Annotated in this window: 15 protein-coding genes; 8 read left to right on the top strand and 7 right to left on the bottom strand. The window is 60.3% G+C overall.

Annotated elements, in window-relative coordinates:
• The first annotated feature begins 98 nt into the window (after positions 1–98).
• Together KDL09_RS19115 and KDL09_RS19110 are read left to right on the top strand one after the other, a co-directional pair.
• Positions 99–2,291: an AMP-binding protein gene (locus tag KDL09_RS19115; protein WP_294388792.1), complete on the top strand. Its 2,193-nt coding sequence runs from the start codon at positions 99–101 to the stop codon at positions 2,289–2,291.
• Between the two features lie 34 nt (positions 2,292–2,325).
• Positions 2,326–2,715, top strand: coding sequence for a hypothetical protein (locus tag KDL09_RS19110; protein ID WP_294388790.1), 390 nt, complete (start codon positions 2,326–2,328; stop codon positions 2,713–2,715).
• A 13-nt stretch (positions 2,716–2,728) separates the two neighbouring features.
• Here KDL09_RS19110 and queA read toward each other — a convergent pair whose 3' ends face one another.
• Positions 2,729–3,709, bottom strand: a complete 981-nt coding sequence (gene queA / locus KDL09_RS19105) for a tRNA preQ1(34) S-adenosylmethionine ribosyltransferase-isomerase QueA (RefSeq protein WP_294388788.1) — start codon at positions 3,707–3,709, stop codon at positions 2,729–2,731.
• 136 nt (positions 3,710–3,845) lie between these two features.
• On the opposite strand from queA, the gene KDL09_RS19100 reads away from it, so the two are divergent.
• Positions 3,846–4,973 carry a Gfo/Idh/MocA family oxidoreductase gene (locus KDL09_RS19100; RefSeq protein ID WP_294388786.1) on the top strand — a complete coding sequence of 376 codons (1,128 nt, stop codon included), beginning with the start codon at positions 3,846–3,848 and terminating at the stop codon, positions 4,971–4,973.
• 97 nt (positions 4,974–5,070) lie between these two features.
• Positions 5,071–5,754 carry an SDR family oxidoreductase gene (locus KDL09_RS19095; RefSeq protein ID WP_294388784.1) on the top strand — a complete coding sequence of 228 codons (684 nt, stop codon included), beginning with the start codon at positions 5,071–5,073 and terminating at the stop codon, positions 5,752–5,754.
• 56 nt (positions 5,755–5,810) lie between these two features.
• Here the strand turns inward: KDL09_RS19095 and KDL09_RS19090 are convergent, their stop codons facing one another.
• Positions 5,811–6,548: an RNA pseudouridine synthase gene (locus tag KDL09_RS19090; protein ID WP_294388782.1), complete on the bottom strand. Its 738-nt coding sequence runs from the start codon at positions 6,546–6,548 to the stop codon at positions 5,811–5,813.
• The gene (locus tag KDL09_RS19085; protein WP_294388780.1) at positions 6,545–7,318 is read right to left on the bottom strand and encodes a M15 family metallopeptidase; all 774 of its coding nucleotides are present in this window, start codon (positions 7,316–7,318) and stop codon (positions 6,545–6,547) included. Before KDL09_RS19085 ends, KDL09_RS19090 begins: the two co-directional genes overlap by 4 nt.
• Before the next feature lie 62 nt (positions 7,319–7,380).
• On the opposite strand from KDL09_RS19085, the gene KDL09_RS19080 reads away from it, so the two are divergent.
• Positions 7,381–8,541: an A24 family peptidase gene (locus tag KDL09_RS19080; RefSeq protein WP_294388778.1), complete on the top strand. Its 1,161-nt coding sequence runs from the start codon at positions 7,381–7,383 to the stop codon at positions 8,539–8,541.
• A gap of 89 nt (positions 8,542–8,630) precedes the next feature.
• Here the strand turns inward: KDL09_RS19080 and KDL09_RS19075 are convergent, their stop codons facing one another.
• Genes KDL09_RS19075 through rsfS form a run of 4 tightly spaced genes read right to left on the bottom strand, consistent with a single transcriptional unit; the run spans position 8,631 to position 13,321 of the window.
• On the bottom strand, positions 8,631–10,217 hold the full coding sequence (locus KDL09_RS19075; RefSeq protein WP_294388776.1) for a sulfatase: 1,587 nt from the start codon (positions 10,215–10,217) through the stop codon (positions 8,631–8,633).
• A gap of 56 nt (positions 10,218–10,273) precedes the next feature.
• Positions 10,274–11,785: a sugar ABC transporter ATP-binding protein gene (locus KDL09_RS19070; protein WP_294388772.1), complete on the bottom strand. Its 1,512-nt coding sequence runs from the start codon at positions 11,783–11,785 to the stop codon at positions 10,274–10,276.
• Positions 11,786–11,793: 8 nt separating this feature from the next.
• Positions 11,794–12,831 (bottom strand): substrate-binding domain-containing protein, encoded by a 1,038-nt coding sequence (locus tag KDL09_RS19065; protein WP_294388770.1) that lies wholly within the window; start codon positions 12,829–12,831, stop codon positions 11,794–11,796.
• 43 nt (positions 12,832–12,874) lie between these two features.
• A complete protein-coding gene (rsfS, locus tag KDL09_RS19060) occupies positions 12,875–13,321 on the bottom strand; it encodes a ribosome silencing factor (RefSeq protein WP_294388769.1) in 447 nt (148 codons plus the stop codon).
• Positions 13,322–14,166: 845 nt separating this feature from the next.
• Between rsfS and KDL09_RS19055 the strand changes: the two genes are divergently transcribed.
• The 3 genes from KDL09_RS19055 to KDL09_RS19045 all read left to right on the top strand — a co-directional run bounded on the left by KDL09_RS19055 (position 14,167) and on the right by KDL09_RS19045 (position 20,920).
• Positions 14,167–14,910 carry a fibronectin type III domain-containing protein gene (locus tag KDL09_RS19055; protein WP_294388767.1) on the top strand — a complete coding sequence of 248 codons (744 nt, stop codon included), beginning with the start codon at positions 14,167–14,169 and terminating at the stop codon, positions 14,908–14,910.
• A gap of 127 nt (positions 14,911–15,037) precedes the next feature.
• Positions 15,038–16,066, top strand: a complete 1,029-nt coding sequence (locus KDL09_RS19050; RefSeq protein ID WP_294388766.1) for a hypothetical protein — start codon at positions 15,038–15,040, stop codon at positions 16,064–16,066.
• 90 nt (positions 16,067–16,156) lie between these two features.
• A complete protein-coding gene (locus KDL09_RS19045; protein WP_294388764.1) occupies positions 16,157–20,920 on the top strand; it encodes a hypothetical protein in 4,764 nt (1,587 codons plus the stop codon).
• Position 20,921: the final 1 nt, after the last annotated feature.

Raw genomic sequence — 20,921 nt, 5'->3', positions numbered from 1 at the left:
AACAAGCACCGCGTGTGGTCGCCCGCAGAATGGGACCCTTTTCCTACTGGCATGCGCGTTGCTCCCCGCTTAGGTAGGACCGTACCCCGCGCTTCATCATGGCCTCTGAACAGCCCGTCACCCTCAAAGACCTCACCATCCTAGGCAAAGAAAACCTGCCATCTGGCGGCGGATTCATGATTCTGCCCAGCCAGCTGGGTTATTTTGATCTGCTGCGGCTGGAACTCGTCCTCGAAGAACGTGAGGTCATTTACGTGGTCAAGAAAGGTGCCGCCCTGCATCCGCTGCTGCGGGCGCATCTGGAGCGGGACAGCGTGCATGCAATGGAATTCACCCCTGGGGAAACCGAGGTGTCCGCCTATCGTCATGCCATGGCCGACGCCGCCAAAAGCGGAGCGGTCATCATCTACCTTCCATCTGAAGCGGCCGCGATGACTTCGCCCTTGAGCACTGTTCCGGGCACGAAACTTGAGTTCCTCCTCAAGGCCGAGATTCCCGTGCTGCCAATGCATGTGCATCGCCGTCAGGACACCGCATTGCCCATCGAGCGCCGCTACAGTGATGCCGAGGCGATCTTCAATTTCGGCAGGCTGCTTGAGGGAGCGGAGGTCAATCTGGCAAGCTATCAGGAATGTCTGTTTCTGCTGTCTGAGCAAAGCATCTGCGAATGTCCCGCTCTCGATCTCAGTCTCGGCTACGCTTTGATTCAGGGCTTCAAAAAGCACGGCACGCGCAACAGCGTCGTCGATGGCAAGGACGAAAAGGTCCTGCGCTTTGACAAGGTGTTCGCCACCGCGCTCGCCCTGTCGCAGGTGGTGAAGCGCGAGACTCAGAAAGAACGTGTGGGAATCATCCTGCCTCCAGGCCTGGGTGGTCTCATCTGCAACGTGGCCGTCGTGATGGCCGGGAAAATACCGGTGAACCTTAATTTCACCGCCGGACGCGCGGCCATTGAAAGCTCCATCCGCCGCGGCGAGATCGACCGCTTCCTTACCGCCGATATTTTCGTGCGGAAGATGCAGAGCTTCCCCTGGCCGCCGAGCAAGCAGCTCATCCTCATTGAGCGGCTCCTGCCGAAGATGAAGTTCCAAATCGCAAAGTGGCTTGTGTTGAGCAAGGTGCTGCCCTCCGTCGTCCTGGCTGCGCTCCTCGGCATCTCGAAGAAAGGGGGGCGCAAGGAGGCGCTTCTTCTCTTCACCAGTGGCAGTTCCGGCGAGCCCAAGGGCGTCGCCCTGACTCATCGAAATCTGATCTCCAACGTCATGCAGTTCGGCAGCCGCCTCGGCATGAAGAGCAATGACAGCATCCTGGGCTGCCTGCCGCTCTTCCACAGCTTCGGGTGCACCGTCACCCTTTGGTTTCCCATCATCTACGGGCTGCATCTGGTCACTTACCCGACTCCGCTGGAGGTGAAAAAACTCGCCCAGCTCATCGAGAAATACCGTGTCACTCTCATGATCTCGACGCCGACTTTCCTGCGCAGTTACCTGCGCGGGGTGAATCGTGAGGCGTTGGCTTCGATCAAACTCTGCGTCACCGGCGCTGAGAAACTGCCCAGCACCGTGGCGGATGCGTTTGAGACCCGCTTTGGCATTCGTGTGCTCGAAGGGTATGGCCTGACTGAGACGTCACCTGCGTCCAATTTGAATCTGCCTGATCCCGATCCTCTGGGCGACGAAGACAGCGGCTACTCCTGGTTGCCCAGTCATCGTCAGGGCTCCGTTGGCCACGTCGTTCCCGGCATGGCGGTCCGCATCACCAATCCTGAAAACGACCAGCCTGTCCCCCTGCATCAGAGCGGCATGATCTGGTTCAAGGGACCGAACGTTTTTGAAGGTTACCTCAACGACCCCAAACGCACTGCTGACGTGCTTCAGGACGGCTGGTTCCGCACTGGTGACATCGGACGCGTTGATCTCGATGGCTTCCTTTACATCGAGGGCCGCCTCAGCCGATTCTCGAAGATTGCCGGTGAGATGGTGCCGCATGAAACCGTCGAGGAGGCGCTCGTCAAAGCCATGGGGCTCGAAAATGAAACCGCGCGCAAAATCGCTGTTGTCGGCGTTCCTGACATCGACAAAGGCGAAGCCCTCATACTTCTGACGAGCATGCCCGGCGGTCCCGAACACCAGGAAATACTCGACCTCCGCTACCGCCTGCTCGACAAAGGAATGCCGCCGTTGTGGATCCCCAAAAAGATGATCCGAGTCAGCGACATTCCCGTCCTCGCTTCCGGCAAACTCGACGTACAGAACTGCGAGAAGATCGCACGTGCCAGCGCTGGTGTGTGATTGTTCAGGTTGGCCGGACTTGGAGGACCTTATCATGATTCCACTGCCTGACTGGAACCGGTTGAATCCTCCACGAATGCCTTCGTCGTCCGGAGGTGGTCCTAAGAGTCTCGGCCAGGGATTGCTGATTTTGGGCGCTCTGCCGCTCGTCTTCGCCGGTGCAGCTGTGGGAGGGGCTATGGCTGCGTCCTTGTGGTCCTGGCTGGCGATTCCCGGTGGAGTGATCGGATTGGCCCTGATGGTCGGACTGCTTGGAGAAGGCGGCGTCCTATGCGGGGTGATTGAGACGCTGGTTTATGCCGGAGTTACGTTTGTCTTCACGGGTGGATTGGAGCGGCCGGATCCGGCTGTCTCGTGGCTGCAGGCCGGAGTGGTGGCCGTCGTGTTCATTTTGGCCACTTGGTCGGCCGCAAAGACGCGCTGACGTCAGCATCGCTTCACACGATAAGCATGCAGTCGCCGTAGCTGAAGAAGCGGTAGCGCTCACGAATCGCCTCTGAGTAGGCCTTCATGATGAGTTCTCTTCCTGCAAAGGCGCTCACCAGCATGATCAGCGTCGATTTGGGCAGGTGGAAATTCGTCAGCAGCCCGCCAGCAACGCGAAACTCAAAACCGGGATGGATGAAGATGTCCGTGCTGCCTTGTGTGGGAATTACCCGGCCATGATCGCGGGCGACGGTTTCCAAGGTGCGCAAAGCGGTGGTGCCCACGGGAATGACACGTTTCGCTGCCTGCACGGTCTGTGCGGTCTCTTCTGGCACTTCGTAGACTTCGGAGTGCATCTTGTGGTCAGCGATGTTCTCCACCTTCACCGGTTGAAATGTGCCGACACCGACGTGGAGCGTCACAAACGTGTGAGGCAGCGTGCCAAGCACTTCAGGCGTGAAATGTAGACCTGCTGTGGGGGCGGCGATGGAGCCTTCTTCCCGTGCAAACACGGTTTGATAGCGTTCGCGGTCGGCAGGTTGGTCGTCGCGGCCCATGTAGTGCGGCAGCGCCAGATGGCCGTGTTTGGACTCGTCCACAACGCGGTCGAACTCGATGATGCGGTCGCCGTTGTCCTCTAGGATTTCGACCACGGTACCCGTGGCCTCTCCAATCGACACGGTGTGGCCTACACGGAATTTCTTCCCCGGCTTTACCATGCAACGCCAGCGCGTGGGCGTCTGCGGGTCGAGACGCAACACCTCATAGCCTTGATTGGTGAAGTAGCGCGCAGGGACCACCCGCGTGTCGTTCAACACCAGCATGTCGCCCGCGTCCTGAGACACGAACTGCCCGATCTCACGAAACATCCGATGCTCGATCTTTCCAGAACCGCGATGCACCACCATCATCCGTGATGCCGAACGGTCCGCCAGCGGTTCACTGGCGATCAATTCAGGTGGCAAATGATAATCAAAGTCCGAGGTCAGCATCGTGTCACCGTTCCCTAACTTGAAACTCGAAACCTGAAACCTGAAACTTTGTTTTCGCCGTCCGATTCCCCCTAAACTTTGTCCTTCCCATCCGCCGCCGACCGCGCCTATAAAGTCGCCGCAACTTCCAACCATCATGTCTGACAAAAAGCTCAACATCGCCGTCGTCGGCCTCGGATTCGGGGCGGAATTCATCCCCATCTGGCAGCGTCATCCGTTGACCACCTGTTACGCCATCTGCCAGCGCGATCCGAAGAAGCTCAACGCCATCGGCGACGCCTTCGACGTGGCTGTGCGCTACACGGACTTCAAGGCGATGCTCAAAGATCCGAACATCGACGCCGTCCACATCAATTCACCGATTCCTGACCATGGCTGGATGAGCATCGAGGCGCTGAAGGCCGGCAAGCATGTCGCCTGCACGGTGCCGATGGCCACCAGCATCGAAGACTGCAAAAAGATCTGCGATCTCGTCAAGAAGACCGGCCTCAAATACATGATGATGGAGACCGTCGTCTATGCCCGCGAATACCTGTTCATGAAGGAGCAACTCGATCAGGGCAAGCTCGGCAAGCTGCAGTTCGTACAGGCTTCGCATCAGCAGGACATGGACGGCTGGCCGAACTACTGGCCCGGCCTCCCTCCTATGTGGTACGCCACGCACTGCGTCGGCCCAGTCGCCGGACTCATCGGCAAGCCCGCCGAATACGTGAGCTGCTTCGGCTCCGGCTCCGTCCGCAAGGAGTTGCAGAAGTGCTACGGTTCGCCGTTCGCGGTCGAAACCGCCCACATCAAGTTCAAGGGCACCGATGTGAACGCCCGCATCATCCGCAGTCTGTTCGACACCGCGCGTCAGTATCGCGAGAGCATTGATGTCTATGGGGACAAAGTCTCCATCGAATGGCCGCTCATCGAGCATGAACCGCTTATCATGCACCGCGCCAAGCTGCCGGAGCACAAGATTCCGAAGCTCGTGAAGGCTCCCGACTTCGCCAAGCGCCTGCCCAAGCCGATTCAGCGCTTCACCACGAAGGGCGTCTATGATCTCGGCAAAAAGACGCACCTCAGTTTCACGCAGGGCAGCGGTCACGGTGGCAGTCATCCGCATCTCGCCAACGAGTTCGCCAACGCCCTTGCCTCGAAGCGCCAGCCGTTCCCGAACGCCACCCAATCCGCCAACTGGACCTGCGTCGGCCTCTGCGCCCACCAGTCCGCGATGGCAGGCGGCAAAATCGTGAAACTGCCGGCCTTCACGCTGGGCTGAGAAACGGTCGAGAAGTCAAGGCTGCGCTGTCAATGCAGTCAAGAGTCGCGACAAGGGACGATCTTGACCTCCTTGATCTCTTGACCCATTGACCTGCATGTCATCTTCGACAAGCAGCCCAGCCCGCCTCGCCGTCATCACCGGCGGCGAGGGCGATTTGGCCCAATCGATTTGCGAAGAACTCAAGCAGGCGGGTTTCGAGGTGTTTTCGCCGGGGCGTTCTGAGCTCGATGTGGCGAACGCGGCGTCCGTGAAGGCGTTTTTCGCCCACCTGAAGCAGATTGACCTGCTGGTGAACAATGCGGGTGTGTGTCGCGATGTTGCAGTCGTGAAGATGGAAGAAGCTGACTTCGATCAGGTGATGGATGTGAACCTAAAAGGAGCATTTCTTGTTTCGCAGGCGGCGGTGAAGCTGATGGCGAAGCAGCGCTGTGGACACATCGTGAACATCGGCTCGTATTCGGCGATCAGCGGTCCGGCGGGGCAGGCGAATTATGCGGCGGCAAAGGCGGGCCTGATTGGCTTTACGCAAAGCATCGCCAAAGAATATGGCGCACGCAATGTACGCGTGAACTGCGTGCTACCAGGATTTTTGGAGACGATGATGACGCGTCATCTGCTGGAGGACGCGGCGTTTCGCGAAAACCTGACGAACGCACATGCCCTCGGCCGCTTGAACACGCCGCACGACGTGGCACGCTTCATTGTCTTTCTGCACTGCCTCGAGAATGTTAGCGGTCAGGTGTTTCAGCTCGACAGCAGAGTCAAGCGGTGGAGTTGATCGAAGACTGTTCGGTAGTCCCGCCTTCAGGCGGAACAGAACCGCCTAAAGGCGGACTACAAAACGAACTCAGATGGCAGCGGGGCCTCCCAAAAACTCGGGAAGCCTTCGAGGTTGAGCTCGAGACGCGAGGAATGCAGCGCTTGCCGCGGAAGCAGCAGCTTTTTCTCCAAGACAGGCGTCCAGCCGGTCTCGATGAACTCCAGATAGCAGCGGTCATCGCGACCGTAGAGCTTGTCGCCGACGATGGGCAGACCGAGGTGATGGAGATGCACGCGGATTTGATGCATGCGGCCCGTTTCAGGCTTTGCTTCGATCAAGGCGAGTGGCATGCCGTCGCGCTCGAAGCGCTTCAGCGCGCGAAATTCGGTCCGGCAGGGAACGCCTTGCTCGTGGACGATCTGTTTGACCCAGATGTCGGAAGGCTCGACCTCCCGTGCGCTCAAGATCGGTGCGTCCACGATTTTCTCTTTCCATTCGGGCCAGCCGTGAACGAGGGCGACGTAGGTCTTGTGAATCCGGCGCTCCTGCATCGCCATCCCGAAGACGCGGGCGAGTTCGTGATTTTTGGCGACCAGCACGACGCCGCTCGTTTCGCGGTCGAGACGGTTGATGATGGAAACCTGGCCGCCGTTGGCGATTTCATACGAGAGGAGGTCGCACAGCCGATGCCAGAGCGTGGGTGGACCGTTTGGATCGCCGGGATGAATCTGCAGCGGTGCAGGCTTGTTGACGACGATGTATCCGTCGGTCTCATCGATGACCGTGAAGGTGGCGTCGTTGCGGATGCTCACGGTGTTTTCGGAGAAGTGACAGGGATGCGGAGCTGCCAACCGTAGATGACGGGCTGGGGATTCTGTGCGAAGTCGGCATCGTCGAAGTGCCACCATTCGGCTGCTGCTGTGGAGAAGCCTGCCTGCTGCATCGCTTGCTGGAGCAGACGCACATTGCGGGCAATGACGGGATCACCACCGCGATAGGTCGCGCTCGCATTTGCCAGGCCGGCATCGAACGCCGTCGGCATGCGCTGCTCGCGACCGGCGGCATCCATCAGGGTCACATCCACAGCGATTCCTCCGCAGTGTCGGCTCCAGCCCGCGCTTTCAGGGGAAATGAACATGTGAGTCGCGGCACCTGCCTGATAGAGCGCTTCCTGCACTTCCGGAGGCCGGTAGCCATCCCAGACACGGATGCCGTAGCCCTGGCTGCGCAGCAGCGCCTGTGCTGCTCGCAGTTTTTCAGCCGTTTCACGGCGCAAAAGGCAGGGCATGCTTCCGGGGTAGAGCGAGCGTTTGGCCACATTTTGTGCGGTGCCGTAACGAAGGTCGATGGAGATGTCGGGAATGACTTTGCGAACATCAACCAGGTCAAATTGCTTCGCCAGATCCTCAGTCCGTCCTGATTTGGGCACGTTCGAAGTGCGTGCGCGTGACGGCGCGGTCTCATCGAGAAACAGTGTTTCACCGCGTCCACGCTGAAAGGGGCCGTCGGCGGCGCACGCGGCGAGAAATAAGACGGCCAATAAGGGCACATGCGTCGGTCGGTGCCGGGAATCTGAGGTCATGCGGACTTTTTGCTTCCGTACACACGCACGGCAGGGCAAGTTTGCAAATTCTGCTGTCCTCCATGCGCTTTCAAATTCTCAACACCCTGCTGCACATCCTCGCCTTCTACATGGGCGCAGGTATCGGCTCCTTTCTGAATGTGGTCATCTATCGCCTGCCATTGGGCATTTCGGTGAACAATCCGAAGCGCAGTTTCTGCCCCTCCTGCAAATACAAGATCCCCATGTGGCAGAACATTCCGCTGCTGAGCTGGCTGCTGCTGCGCGGGAAGTGTGCGAACTGCGGCGGGAAGATTTCCATCCGCTACTTCATGGTGGAGCTGCTCACGGGCGTGATGTTCTACCTCGTGTTTTTGAAGGTCAGCGGAGATTACTCCGCCACGAACCCCTGGCCCTTGATTCGCCTCTGGGGGCCGCAGGTCCTGTGCCTGTGGGTGTTCATGAGCCTGTTGATCTCAGGCACGTTCATCGACATCGACCATTTCATCCTGCCGCACTCGATCACGATCGGCGGTGCTGTGGTCGGAGTCCTTTCCTCCTGGTGGGTGCCGGCGTTAGTCGGGCAGGAGACCCATACAAACGGGCTCTTGGCTTCGCTAGCGAGCGCTGCTCTTGGACTCGGTGGTCTTTGGTTGGTCGTCGAGCTGGGAAAGCTGGCCTTTGGGCGGAAGAAGTTCGTCTTTGCCAAGGAGGAGAGCTGGGAGGTGACGCAGCCGGACGAAAACGAGCCTCCGGTCGTCGTGTTCGGTGAACACAAGTATGACTGGGCGGACCTCTTCATGCGCGCGACCGATCGCATGGTGGTCGCGTGCAACGAGCTTCAAGTCAATGAACGCTCCTTCGGCACAGTGACCGCGGAACTGTGGATGGAGAAGCTGAAGGTGCGTGAAGGAGCGAACCTTGAGGAGTTCCCGCTCGAAGGCGTGACGAAGTTGCGCGCGAAAACAACTCAGGTCGTCATCCCGCGTGAGGCGATGGGGTTCGGCGACGTATTGTTCCTGATGATGATCGGCGCCTTTACCGGCTGGCAGTCGGTGCTGTTCACAATCCTCGCCGCGTCGGTGCTGGGCACGGTGTTTGCCGTGATTCATCGAGTCACGGGCAAGGCCGAGTGGGGGGCGAAGATTCCCTTCGGCCCCTATCTCGCGATGGGAGCCGTGTTGTGGGTCTTCTATGGGCCGCAATTCGTCGAATGGTATGTGAGCAAGACGATGTGGCGTTGATCAATCCCTCGGCGCCAAATAAAAAGGCGAACCGCATTTGCGGTTCGCCTCAATTGATTGCTCAAGTGAGCGATTAACGAAGCCTCAGGCTATTCCTGCTTCTTCGCTCCGGCCTTCTTTTTGCCTGCTCCTTTGTTCTTCGGCTGCACCGGCGGATTGACCTCGCCTTCGAAGGCTTTGTTGCCATGCGCGAGACGCGGTGGCGGCATTGTTTCCTTCAGTTCGCCCTGGAGTCGAAGAATCTCGGCTTTGAGCTCCTTCACGGTGTCGGCGTATTCAGGATCGTTGTAGAAACTCTTCAGTTCCTGAGGATCCTTTTGGCGGTCGAGCAGTTCCCAGTCGTCCACGTCGGGCTTGTAGTAGTGCACGAGCTTGTAGCGCTCGGTGATGACGCCATAGTGCGGGCGGACGCGATGCGGCACGGGATACTCATAGTAATGGTAGTAGAGCGACTTGCGCCAGTCGGCGGGCGTCTCACCCTTCATGAGAGGAACGATGCTTCGGCCTTGTACGCCTTCCATCGGCGGGGCGCCTGCGATTTCGAGGAAGGTGCTCGCGAAATCCACCGGGCTCACAATCTTCTCGCAGGTGCTGCCGGGTTTGATGACGCCGGGCCAGCGGACGAGCATCGGGGTGCGCAGCGACTCCTCGAAGATCCAGCGTTTGTCGAACCAGCCGTGTTCGCCGAGGTAGAAGCCTTGGTCGCTGCTCAGGATGACGACCGTGTTCTTGGTGAGGTCGTTCTTGTCGAGGTAGTCGAGCACACGGCCAACGTTTTCGTCCACCGCCTTCACGCAGGCGAGGTAGTCGTGCATGTAGCGCTGATAGCGCCATTTCACGAGGTCACGGCCTGCGGGGACGGCTGCGCGGTACTTTGCGTTGCGCGGCTCATAATAGGCGTCCCACTCTTTCTTCTGCTCGGGGGTGAGGTTGCCGGGTGTGACGAGTTTGACGTCCCGATCTGTCATGGTGCGATCGATCCCCATGTCGTGATCGCTTACCGCCTTGCTGCGACCGCTGTAGCTGTCGAACAAGGTCTCAGGCTCTTCGTAAACCCGGTCATTGTCGAAACCGAGCAGGCGCGTCGGCGGCTCCCACTCGCGATGGGGCGCCTTGTGCTGGCTCATCATCATAAACGGCTTCGATTTGTCGCGCTGGTCGAGCCATTTCAAGGTGAGATCGCCGATGATGTCGGTGGTGTAGCCTTCGTATTTCACCTGCTTGCCATTGTCGATCATTGGCGGGTTGTAGTAGGCACCCTGGCCGGGAAGGACGTTCCAATAATCATAGCCGACCGGATCGGTCATGAGATGCCATTTGCCGATGATGGCCATCTGGTAGCCGTTGGCGTGCATCACTTTCGGAAAGGTGGGCTGGCTGCTGTCAAAGCGGCTGTTGCTGTTGTTGTAGAAGCCGTTGGCGTGCGAGTATTTGCCCGTCTGGATCACGGCGCGCATGGGACCGCAGATGGAGTTGGTGACGAGGCAGCGGTCAAAGCGCATGCCTTCCTTGGCCAGGCGGTCCATGTTCGGCGTTTCGAGCAGTTTGCGCTTGTCACCGTAGGCGCTGATCGCCTGGCAGGTGAGGTCATCACAGAAAATGAAGACGATGTTTGGCGGTTGTGCGGCACCAGCGGTGACCGCGAGCGCGAGTGAGGCTAGGATAGAACGAATCATGGTTGGAGGATTGAATTAAAGTCGAACGATGGAAAGTCGGGTGCTTTTCAAAAGAATCAGCCTGCATGTCCCATGGCGGCGGCCATGAGTTTTTCCTGATTGGCCTCGGCGCGGGTAAAGGAACCTCCGATGCGGCCTTCGTTGAGCATGAGAATGCGGTCGCTCATGCCAATGAGCTCGGGCAGTTCGCTGGAGACGAGGATGACCGCTTTACCGGCTGCAGTGAGCTGATTGATGATCTCATAGATCTCAAGCTTCGCTCCGACATCGATGCCGCGCGTTGGCTCATCGAGCAGAATGACCGATGGCTCGGTCAGCAGCGCCTTGCCGAGCACGACCTTCTGCTGATTGCCACCGGAGAGCTTGCCAACGATGGCCTCTAGCCCGGTCGCTTTGACACGAAGAGATTCAAAGATGCCCTGGTTGCGTCGAATCTCGGTATTGCGCTGGATGAATCCGCCACGCGTGACACTGGCGAGCGAGGACAGCGAGAGATTGAAGCCGATCTCGTGTTCCAAGTGCAATCCATAGCGACGTCGGTCCTCCGACGCGAGCACGAGACCTTTTTGAATGATTGTTTCCGGCGTGAGTCCGCCCAACGACTGTCCGCGTAGCTGCATGGTGCCCGAGATGCTCTGTCCCCAGGCACCAAACAAATGCATGAGCAGTTCCGTGCGTCCTGCGCCCATCAGGCCGCCAATGCCCAGCACTTCACCGGCGCGAAGCTCGAAGTTGATGTCGTGAAGTTTGGTCGCGCCGGATTCTGCATCGGCCACGGCCAGCGAATCGACGCGCAGGATGACCTCGCCCGGCTGCGTGGTGCGACGTGGGAATAGATCGCCCAACTCGCGGCCCACCATGTGACGGATGACCTCGGCCTTGTTTGTATCAGCGGCGTTTTTCGTGCTCACGGTGGTGCCGTCGCGGAGCACCGTGATGCGGTCGGCGATGCTGAACACCTCGTCGAGCTTGTGGGAGATGTAGATGCTGGCGATGCCGCGTTTGTGGAGGTCACGCAGGATGTCGAGCAGGATCAACACCTCGTGCTCGGCCAGTGCTGCAGTCGGTTCGTCGAGAATGAGGATCTTCGAGTCTTTGGCGAGCGCTTTGATGATCTCGACTAGTTGTTTCTGGCCGACGCCGAGCGTGCGCACGGGCGCGGCAGGATCGAGATCGACTTTGAAGCGGTTCAGTAGCGCCTGCGCCTCGCGATACATACGCGGCCAGTCGATGAATGCGCCCCAGCGTCGCGGTTCGCGGCCGAGGAAGATGTTCTCCGCCACGGTCATTTCCTCCACGAGTGCCAGTTCCTGATAAATCACCGCCAACCCGGCCTTCTCGGCGTCTTTGATGGTTTCAAACTTCGCCTCGGTGCCATTCACCTCGAAACGCCCTTCATAACTGCCGTGCGGGTGGATGCCGGAGAGCAGTTTGATCAGCGTGCTCTTGCCTGCGCCATTCTCGCCGCAAAGCGCGTGGATTTCTCCGGCCTGAAGATCAAACGAGACGTCCTTGAGTGCAGTGACGCCCGGGAAGCGCTTGGTGATGTGGTCGGCGCGGAGAATCATGTCGGTGGTCACTGAAATACGTCGCTCTCTTTGCGGAAGCCGTCTTTGACGACGGTGTCGCGCAGGTTGTCCTTTGTCACGGAGACGATGCCGAGCAGCACGGAAGGCACATCGATCTTGCCGTTCGCGATGGCATCGCGGGCGATCACGGGCTGGCGGCGGGCGAGTTTGAGCGCGAGTTCGGCGGCCTGGTTGGCGATGGTTTGGATAGGTTTGTAAACGGTCATCGCCTGCGTGCCTTGTGCAATGCGCTGGCAGGCTGCGAGATCGGCGTCCTGACCGGTCACGATGATTTTTCCGGCGAGCCCTTCCTCGGTGAGAGCCTGGATCGCGCCACCCGCAGTGCCGTCGTTGCTGGCCAGGATCGCATCAAAGTTCGGGCCGATCTTGGTGATCGCAGCATTCGTGATCTTTTTGGCGTTTTCGGGTTTCCAGTCTTCGGCCCAGTCTTCAAACAGTACCTCGACTTTGCCCGCGGCGATGAGTGGATTGAGAATGTTATCCTGCCCTTGCTTGAAGAGCTTGGCGTTGTTGTCGGTCTTTGCGCCATAGATGCGGATGAGGCGCAGTTTGCCGCCCTGAGGAATGCGATCAGCAAGAAACTTCGCCTGCAATTCACCGACCTTCACGTTGTCGAAGGTCAGGTAGAGATCGAGGTCGCAGCCGGTGATGAGGCGGTCGTAGGAGAGCACGGGAATGCCGGCTTGATGGGCAAGATTGACCGCCTTCGCCATCGCCGCGCCGTCATGGGGGATGATGACGAGCGCATCGACTTTCTGGGTGATGAGACTCTCGATGTTTTGGAGTTGGACGGCGTCGTTGCTGTTGGCGGACTGAACGAGGACATCGGCACCAGCGGCCTGCACTTTGGCAGTGAAGAGATCACGGTCCACCTGCCAGCGCTCTTCCTTGAGCGTATCCATTGAGAGACCGATGAGCGGCCGCTGTCGTGCAGTCGTCGTTCCAACACCGCCGCGTGCAACCACGAGGCCGGTGACCACGCTGAGTGCGCAGGAAACGAGGACGAGCAGGACGCGGACGTTCATCCCTGCTGTTTAGCGAACAGAGCCGGGAATGACGAGAAGAAAATCAGTCCGCCTTCTTCTTGGCAGCGCGCTTTGCAGGAGCCTTTTTGGCTGCGGCTTTCTTGGCCGGAGTTTTCTTCGCCTTGGGCTCGGGTGCCGGCTTTTCCACGGTCAGCGCCAGTTCAGGCGCGTCGCCCCAGAGTTCTTCGAGGGCGTAGTATTCGCGCTTCTCAGGGGTGAGGATGTGCACCATCACACTGCCATAGACGAGAATGATCCACTGGCTTTCGAAGTTGCCGTCTTTGACGCTGGGAGCCGTGGCATGCTCCTCCTTCATGCGCTCGATGATCTCGTCCCGCACAGCGCGAAGCTGGGGCGTGGAAAGGGCGGTGCAGAGCACAAAGTAGTCAGAGATGGGGCTGAGTCCGCGCAGGTCGAGGATGCGGATGTTCTCCGCTTTTTTGTCATCAGCGTAAAGGGCGCAGGCGCGGGCGATTTCGAGGTCTTCCATGGTTGTTTTGAGCTTACAGAGAGCCATAAGCACGCATTGGTGGCTTTTGACAGGACTTTTACACCCATGAAATCCCGTCTGAAGCACGCGCTTGGACATCTGCTGTGGCGGTTGTGAGCCCTCCTGACCTAGGGATAAAAGTATTTTTGGACCTGATTCAGTGTTGATAATCAATCAGTTTCTCTCTGGTGCTTAGGTGTGGTTTGGGTGCGAATAAGGATTTAGATTGAGTTGAAATACGTCTTTGGCATAGCGTCATTGATAATTCAGTTAAATTCATGAGCGCCCTCAACCATCGTTCAGAAGTTCGCGGTTCGCGGTTCGCGGTTCGCGGTTCGCGGTTCGCGGTTCGCGGTTCGCGGTTCGCGGTTCGCGGTTCTCGATAGTGGGTGGGCTGGGGCGTCAAGCGGATTCCGGAAGCGGTCAGGGCAGGGGCGTGGTGGATGGCGGTTGCGTGGTGATGGACTCAACTCGTTCGCTTGCCGACGCCATTTTCTCCACGGTGGAACAGACTCTCTCCGTCGCGGAGCCAATCTTGTCCGCTGCGGACAAAACTGTCTCGGTCACAGCGAAGACTCTTTCGACCACGGAAATGACTCTCTCCGTTGTGGTAAAGACTCGTTCCCTCATGGAGACAGTCTTTCTGACAGGGAGAAGACTCGTTCAGTGCCGCCGAATACTCGCTCGATCACGGACAAGACTCTCGCAGCAGCGGAGAAGACTCGTTCGATGCCGGACCAGACTCGTTCGGTGCGCCGCAGCGGCCGTGCGTGGGCAGATCAGCCTGCCATCCGGACCGCCCTTCCTTTTCGAGCCGACGGCTCAAACCCAACCGACCACCAACCATGGCAAACACTCCACTCACCTGGGACGGCCAGGACGCCCAGGGCCATCCGCTGCGCTGGGATTCTCCCGGCCTGACTTGGGATGGATTTTTGCCGCAACCCAGCCCTAAACGCATGCCTCAGCTACGTGTACTCCTCGGTTTCGCCTCGGCGGCCGATCATTCATTGGAAGAGACGGCCACCGCCGTGGCCATGAAGTTGTATGGAAACGCCGCCTACCCCGCGCCACCGGTGGTGCAGGCGGATTTCACCGCCGCATTGACGGCCTTCAGCAACGCCATCGCCACTGCCCAGCAGGGCGGTCCGGCGGACACGGCGGACAAGAATGCGAAGCGCGACATGCTCATCGGCCTTATGCGCCAGCTCGCGGGCTATGTGCAGGCGAACTGCGGCAATGACCTGGCCGTGCTGCTCTCCAGCGGCTTTGACGCGGTGAGCACGAACCACGCCTCCGCGCCGCTGGCCGCGCCCACCATCAGGGACATCGTCAACGGCATCTCCGGCCAGCTCATCGTGCGCGTGGGCCCGGTGGCCAATGCCAAGTGCTACGAGCTGCGTTACGCCCTCATCGGCGCGGGAGGCGCGCCCGGCCCGTGGCAGGACGGCGGCCTGTTTACCAATTCCCGCTCCATGGCCGTCAACGGTCTGACCCCCGGCGGCAACTACCAGTTCCAAGTCCGCGCCGTGGGCGGCAGCACCGGCTACAGCGACTGGAGCGACCCCGTCAGCCACATGAGCCTGTAGGCCGGTGGCCGGCAGGCGCTGGCCAACAGTCAGTCGTCAGTGAGCCAGCCAACCAAGCACCAAGAACGAAGAACAGCGAACCGAGAACTGCGAACCCACAACCCTGCCCCTCCCTTCTTTCATCATCATGAAACCACTGCTCCATCGATTCATCGCTCCGGGCCTGCTGCTCGGTCTTTTGGCATCCGGCTCCGCCTGGGCGGAGAGTTTCAGCAACGTTGACGTGTCCAACAATGCCACCATTGCCGGGGCGGCGTTCTTTGGAAGCATTCAGGTCGATCCGCTGGGCAATTCCTCATCCTATGGCATGGCCTTGGATGTGAGCCAGGAAACCGAGGAGGTGTGGGGCGGCTACATCACCCCGGCACACTATGAGGACAACTGGGTGACGGTGGAGGACTGGGGCTGGGTGGAGTCGGGCGGGTACTGGAGCCCGCAATACTCATGGGGGGTGGTGGGGCAGGACTATTTCCCGCCCGTTTACGACGAGTTTAACAACGTCATCGAACCGGAACACTGGGAGGACCGGTATGACAACGTGTACATCGGAGACACGTGGATCGCGGGCAACCAGAATTGGGGCATTACCGGAACGCATACGGAGAACCAGCAGATCTGGGTGGAGGAGGTGAACAGCACGTATTCTGAACTGCGCTACAATGCCCCGGTGATTCATCAGCGGGCGACGCGGTCGGATGCCAACTGGGTCTGGGAGGTGCCGGATGGCGGCGCCGGGACGCACGAGATCATGCGGTTGTGGGATGGCGGGCTGGCGTTGGCAGACACCAGCGGGATTGGCATGGTCCTGTCACCTTCTTCGCTGACCTACACGCGCAGCGGCACCGTGGCCGGAGCGAGCAGTTCCAGCACGACGGCGCTTGTGGGAGCACTGGCGGCAACTTATACGACGACCTCGGTCACCAGCGGCGTGTGGGGGCAGAGCAAGACGGAAGTGCGGCCGGAGATGCTGCGGCTGACCCGCACGGAGACCGCCAGCGGCACGACGACCATCGGCCAGACGCAGATCGCGGCCAGGAGCGCGAGCTTTGCAGGCGTGGTCACCGTGCAGGGTGATCTGAAGGTGCAGGGCGTGCTACGGGTCGCAGCCCATGGGGACATCAGCATGGGCGAGTTCACGAACGGGCCGATGCCGTGACCGGCGGGCGGAAGACCGGGAGATGAGGAGCCCCTGGGACAGGGAGACCACCGCGAGCGGGGAACAGCGAACCGTGAACTTTTTGAAGCCATGAAACCGAATCTTTTTCGTGAACTGACTGCCGCGCTGATGTGCGCGGGCGTGCTGCTGCAAAGTGCCACCGCCGCCGTGCCTAGCTGGTGGACAAGCCAAGGTGTCATCAATTCGCAGCGATCTGCGGATGACTACGCAGTGCTCAACCAAGGGCAGTTGAAGCTCCTCGCATCGAGCGCCTGGCTGCACATGGAGCTGGGGCTGTCCGGAGGCGCGGGACCGGAGCTGACGCAGATGATTTCCGGCTGGAAGCTCGTCAAGCCGCAGACGGATGATTTCGCGGTGGTCAACCTGGGCCAGTTGAAGGCGGTGGCCCGGCCGTTTTACGAGCGGCTGGCGGGGGCGGGGCTCGCCCCTCTTCCTGTCTGGATGACGCAACCCGACGCCCCATCGGTTGATGACTTCGCGGTGGTGAACCTCGGGCAGGCGAAAAACATTTTCAGCTTTGGCATTCCGCAATCGCTTGGACTTGTGCCGCAACGCCTTTCCGGCAATGGGATCAACGATGGGGCGATTCCAAGCGGTCATATCTGGGGATCGGGCCGCCCACCCATGGCAGCGCCCACGGCGGCGCTGGCGGCCCGCTCCCCTTCAAGCGATACGGAAGTGGCCGAATCACCCGTCTCGGCGATGGATTTTGAAGACCTTGAGACTTCAGGCGTCGTGGTTGAGCTGAGGTCGGCCTCAGGTTCGGTGGATAAGTTGCCAACCGACGATGGCTGGGAAACCACCGGCATCGCTTACTCCCAGCAGACGGGTGAATTTGCAGATGATCTTCAGTCCACTGGAGCCCTGCTTTCCGCGCTTGAAGGACTCACCCAGCTTCAATCCGGTGGCGAGGTCTGGGCGGGGGCTCAGGGCACGCGCATCAGCGGGATTCGCTCTCTTCATTCAGGCTATGCGACCACCCATGGGGAGGACCCGACTACCTCGCAATACGGCGAGCTGCTGTCTGAGACCTGGGTCGGTTCCCAGGTCCAGTTTCGTCTGTATGGCAGCGGCGAGTCATCCGTCCCGCGGCAGGCGTGGCTGCGGATCGAACGCACGATCTTCAATCTAGGCGGCGTTGTGGGCCGCACAGTGGAGCACCAGCCCTGTCTCATCGCCGCCTCCGCCGCGGAAGCCACGACCGGCAGCATTGTCTCGCAGCATTGGGGCACGTCGGATGAATGGGAGACGCTCGATGTTTCTGTGTTCCTGCCGCAGGTCATCCAGGTCAACGATGGTGATACGGACGGGGATGACATCCCGGATTTTGCGGATGGGTTCAACGTGCAGTATCCTGATCCGGAGGACGAACCAGACGTGCCGGAAACCGCACAGCTTTTCGGAGTGAACCGAGGAGCCTCCGGCCACCCGGACGAGCGTGTGCGCTTCCTCTACTCCGCCTCCGATCCGGCGGCGGTGGACGTGCAGCCCGCCGCGGACGGCACGAATACCTACACTCCCGCGCCCGGCGCGCTGCGGGTGTGGCGGTCCAGGATCTTCGAATGGTACACCACGAGTCGCAATCCCCAGAGCGTCAGTGCGGGGGGGGACTACATCCCGCCGGGCGAGTGGTTCAACGCGGCGGAGCTGGGCGCCACGCATGTCGAAAGCGTGGCGCTGAGCCAGCAGCCTCACGATCAGATCGTGGATGTGGAGGTGGACCCGGACGGGGACGGGCCGGAGGGGCCCTACATCGCCCATCGTTATGTGTTTACCTCCCTCGGCATGCATTTGGAGAAGGTGGAAAACGGCATCATCGGCCAGCGGGAACGGCGCCTGCAGCCCTCCCTGCCCAATCCCACCATCGACCTGCAAAACGTCAGCGTGACGAATCCACGTGTGGCTGACGACGGTTCCGGGCTGCTGGTGGACATCGCGCTTTCCGGGAAGGTGCGCTCCGCCGTGTGTGATCTGACGCCGGGAGAGGAGACGGGGACCATTCAAAGCGCCTACGCCAGTGTGAACGACGAGCCGCTGCCGCAGAGCGTGGTGTCCCTGCAGGTGACGAAGGGGGACACGCCCGCCGGGCAGGACCGGCCCTATCCGTATGAGGGGTCGTTCAGCCACACGCTGAGCGGCGTGAAGGTGACGGAGGGGCAGAATACGCTTGGCCTCATCGTCAGTGATCCGTTGTATCACCTCTCCGGAACGGCGGAAGTCAGCTTTGAAATCAATGCCACCCCGCCCGATGCGCTGGGTGGCGGCACTGGCAGTGAGGTGATGCTGGAACTGCCCGTGGCGGGCGGCACACTGGCAGCGGACGAGGCGCGGTTGAGCATCAGCGTGGATGACGAGCCGCTGGTCAATGAGGTGGTGCTCAAGCGGCAGGCCGGCAACGCGCTGCTCTACCGCAGCGCGGACGGGCAGGCGGTGTTCCAGTTCACGCAGGCTCCGGCGCTCACCAGCACCGCGCCGGAGGCGCTGCACGGCTTCATCACGCTGCCGCAGAGCGGCTGGCAGGGCGCGGCGTTTTCTCCCATGATCGAGACGGAGGTGAACAGCGGAACCTTTGTCTGGAGCGCGCAGGAGGAGTATGGCGGTTACTGGGGCTGGAGCGTGGGCGTGGGGCAGGTGGGCGAGGCGGTGGAAAGCGGTGCGGGGGAGTTCCATGCTTATACCCTGCGGCTGATGGGGCCGATGGCGCTGCTGGAGCAGGTGCGGCGCATCCACATCGCCGGACAGGCGCTCCCGGTGCTGATCAAGGACGGCATCGCCCGTGTGGCGGACCTGCTCCATCCAGACCAGCCGGTGACGGTGGCGGCATTGCCGATGGAGGCACGGCAGGCCTATCCCGTGTTGGAGGAGGAAGAGGAGGCGACCTCGCCAGGCATGGTGGAGCTGGGGGCGGAGGAAAGCTGGGAGGAGCAGGACTTGCCGGAGAGCTTTTATGCAGGTGAAGGCTACTCAGGAGCGAAGGGGCGCGCTGCGGTGGTGCCGGGAAACGGCATGACCCTGATGCAGCGGGTTCAGCGCCAGGCGGGGGTCTGGTGGCAGGACAGGACGAGCACGGGCTACTACAAGGGATTCGTGCACGGGTTCTTCGACAACCCCTGGAGCACGGGCAAGGACATGGTGGTCTCCGTGGCCGGCATCAGTGAAAAGGCGGCCAACGTGATATGGTTGAGCACCCCGATGGGCACGATATGGGAGATGACCTTTGGCGATGCCTATCAGGGGGAGGTCAAGGCGGCGATCCATGCCGCGCAGCGCGCGGAAGAGCTGGGCGCGCAGGTGGGGCATGTGCTCAAGGACTGGGGGCCGGAGGTGTGGGATTTTTGGTGGAAGCTCAACTTTCAGGTCAACGAGACGGTGGTGCGCAGCGCGCTGCAGGGCGAGTTCCCGCAGAAAGAGAAGATGGGGCCGGAGCTGCGGCTGGCGCTGGAGCTGCTGGAGCAAATCCTCATCATGGCCGATGACACCTGGTCGGGGATGGAGTCGTACGAGCGGGGCTACTGGCAGGGCTACATCACCTTTGAGATCGTGGCGATGGTTGTGGGCGCGGTGCTTACGGCACCGGAAGGGATGGTCGGTGGCGCGGCGATGCTGGCACGGCACGCACCGAAGGTGACGCGCGCGTTCAAATTCCTGGAGATCCTGCTGGACCGCTTTGCTGATGTGCCTGGCATAGGCAGGCTGGTGGCGAAGATCCGGGGGTTCAATGTCATCGCCGACAAGCTCGGGGACTTCTGCTTCGTGGCAGGAACACCCGTTCTCACGCTGAGCGGACTGCGACCCATTGAGCAGATCAAGGATGGAGACTGGGTTTGGTCACGCAACGACGAGACCGGCGAATGGGGCTGGCGGCCCGTGGTGCGCACGTTCGTGACGCACCCCGACACACTGGTGCATGTGCATTATGAAGCCAGTGGCGGCGCGGTGGATGCCGAAGCGAGCCAGGGACTGGGCCTGGCGCGGCATGCGGTGCAGCCGGAAGCAGCGCCGGCGGAAATCGCCTGCACGCCGGGCCATCTGGTTCACGCACGACGAAGCGTCGGCGGCATGCTGGCCGCGTTCGTGGCCGCAGGCACGCTGGCGGCGGGTGATCTGCTGACACTGGCGGATGGCCGCGATGCGGCGGTGCAGGAGGCGCGCATCGAGCACGCCGCGCCGGGCACCACGTTCACCACCTACAACTTCACCGTCGCCGGCCACCACACCTACTTCGCCGGAGCGTTGCCGGTGTGGGTGCATAACGACGGGCTGGATGATTGCGGCAGGCTCGGCGAACGGCTGGTGAAGATCATCGCCAAGAAGGGTGACGATCCGGCGAGATACTTTGAGTACTTGAAGGAGGCGCGTGAGGCGATCTCCGGAACGATCAAGAGCGACCGCATCTGGGGCAACGGCTACAAGAAGATGACGCAGAAGATGGTGAAAGCCTTTGAAGACGGCGACATCACGGATGTGGACTTGATCCCGACCTACAACCAGATCAAGGCATCCTACGCGGGAAGCACCACGATCCGCAAACTCAAGCAGGCGGACACGGACATTCATCACATCGTGCCGAAGTCGGTATTAAAGTTGATGCGTGGATTTCCTGGCGGCTTACCGACTGATCATTCCTTGGGTGATGTTGCGGCTGTCGCACTGTCCAAAGCAGATCATGCGAAAATCACTAAGGCGATGCAGAAGCTTTTGGTCTCCAAAGACTTTAGAAATGGAAGCCCTGCCGACAAAGCCAACGCAATTGTCCAATGGTATCAAGATAATGGTTATCAAGGAATGAAGAAGGTGTCGCTCGCATGGTTTAAGAAACGAAGCATACTGTAAA

The organism is Prosthecobacter sp. (assembly GCF_020439865.1).
GTDB lineage: Bacteria > Verrucomicrobiota > Verrucomicrobiia > Verrucomicrobiales > Verrucomicrobiaceae > Prosthecobacter.
This window is presented reverse-complemented; position numbering and strand designations above follow the sequence as displayed.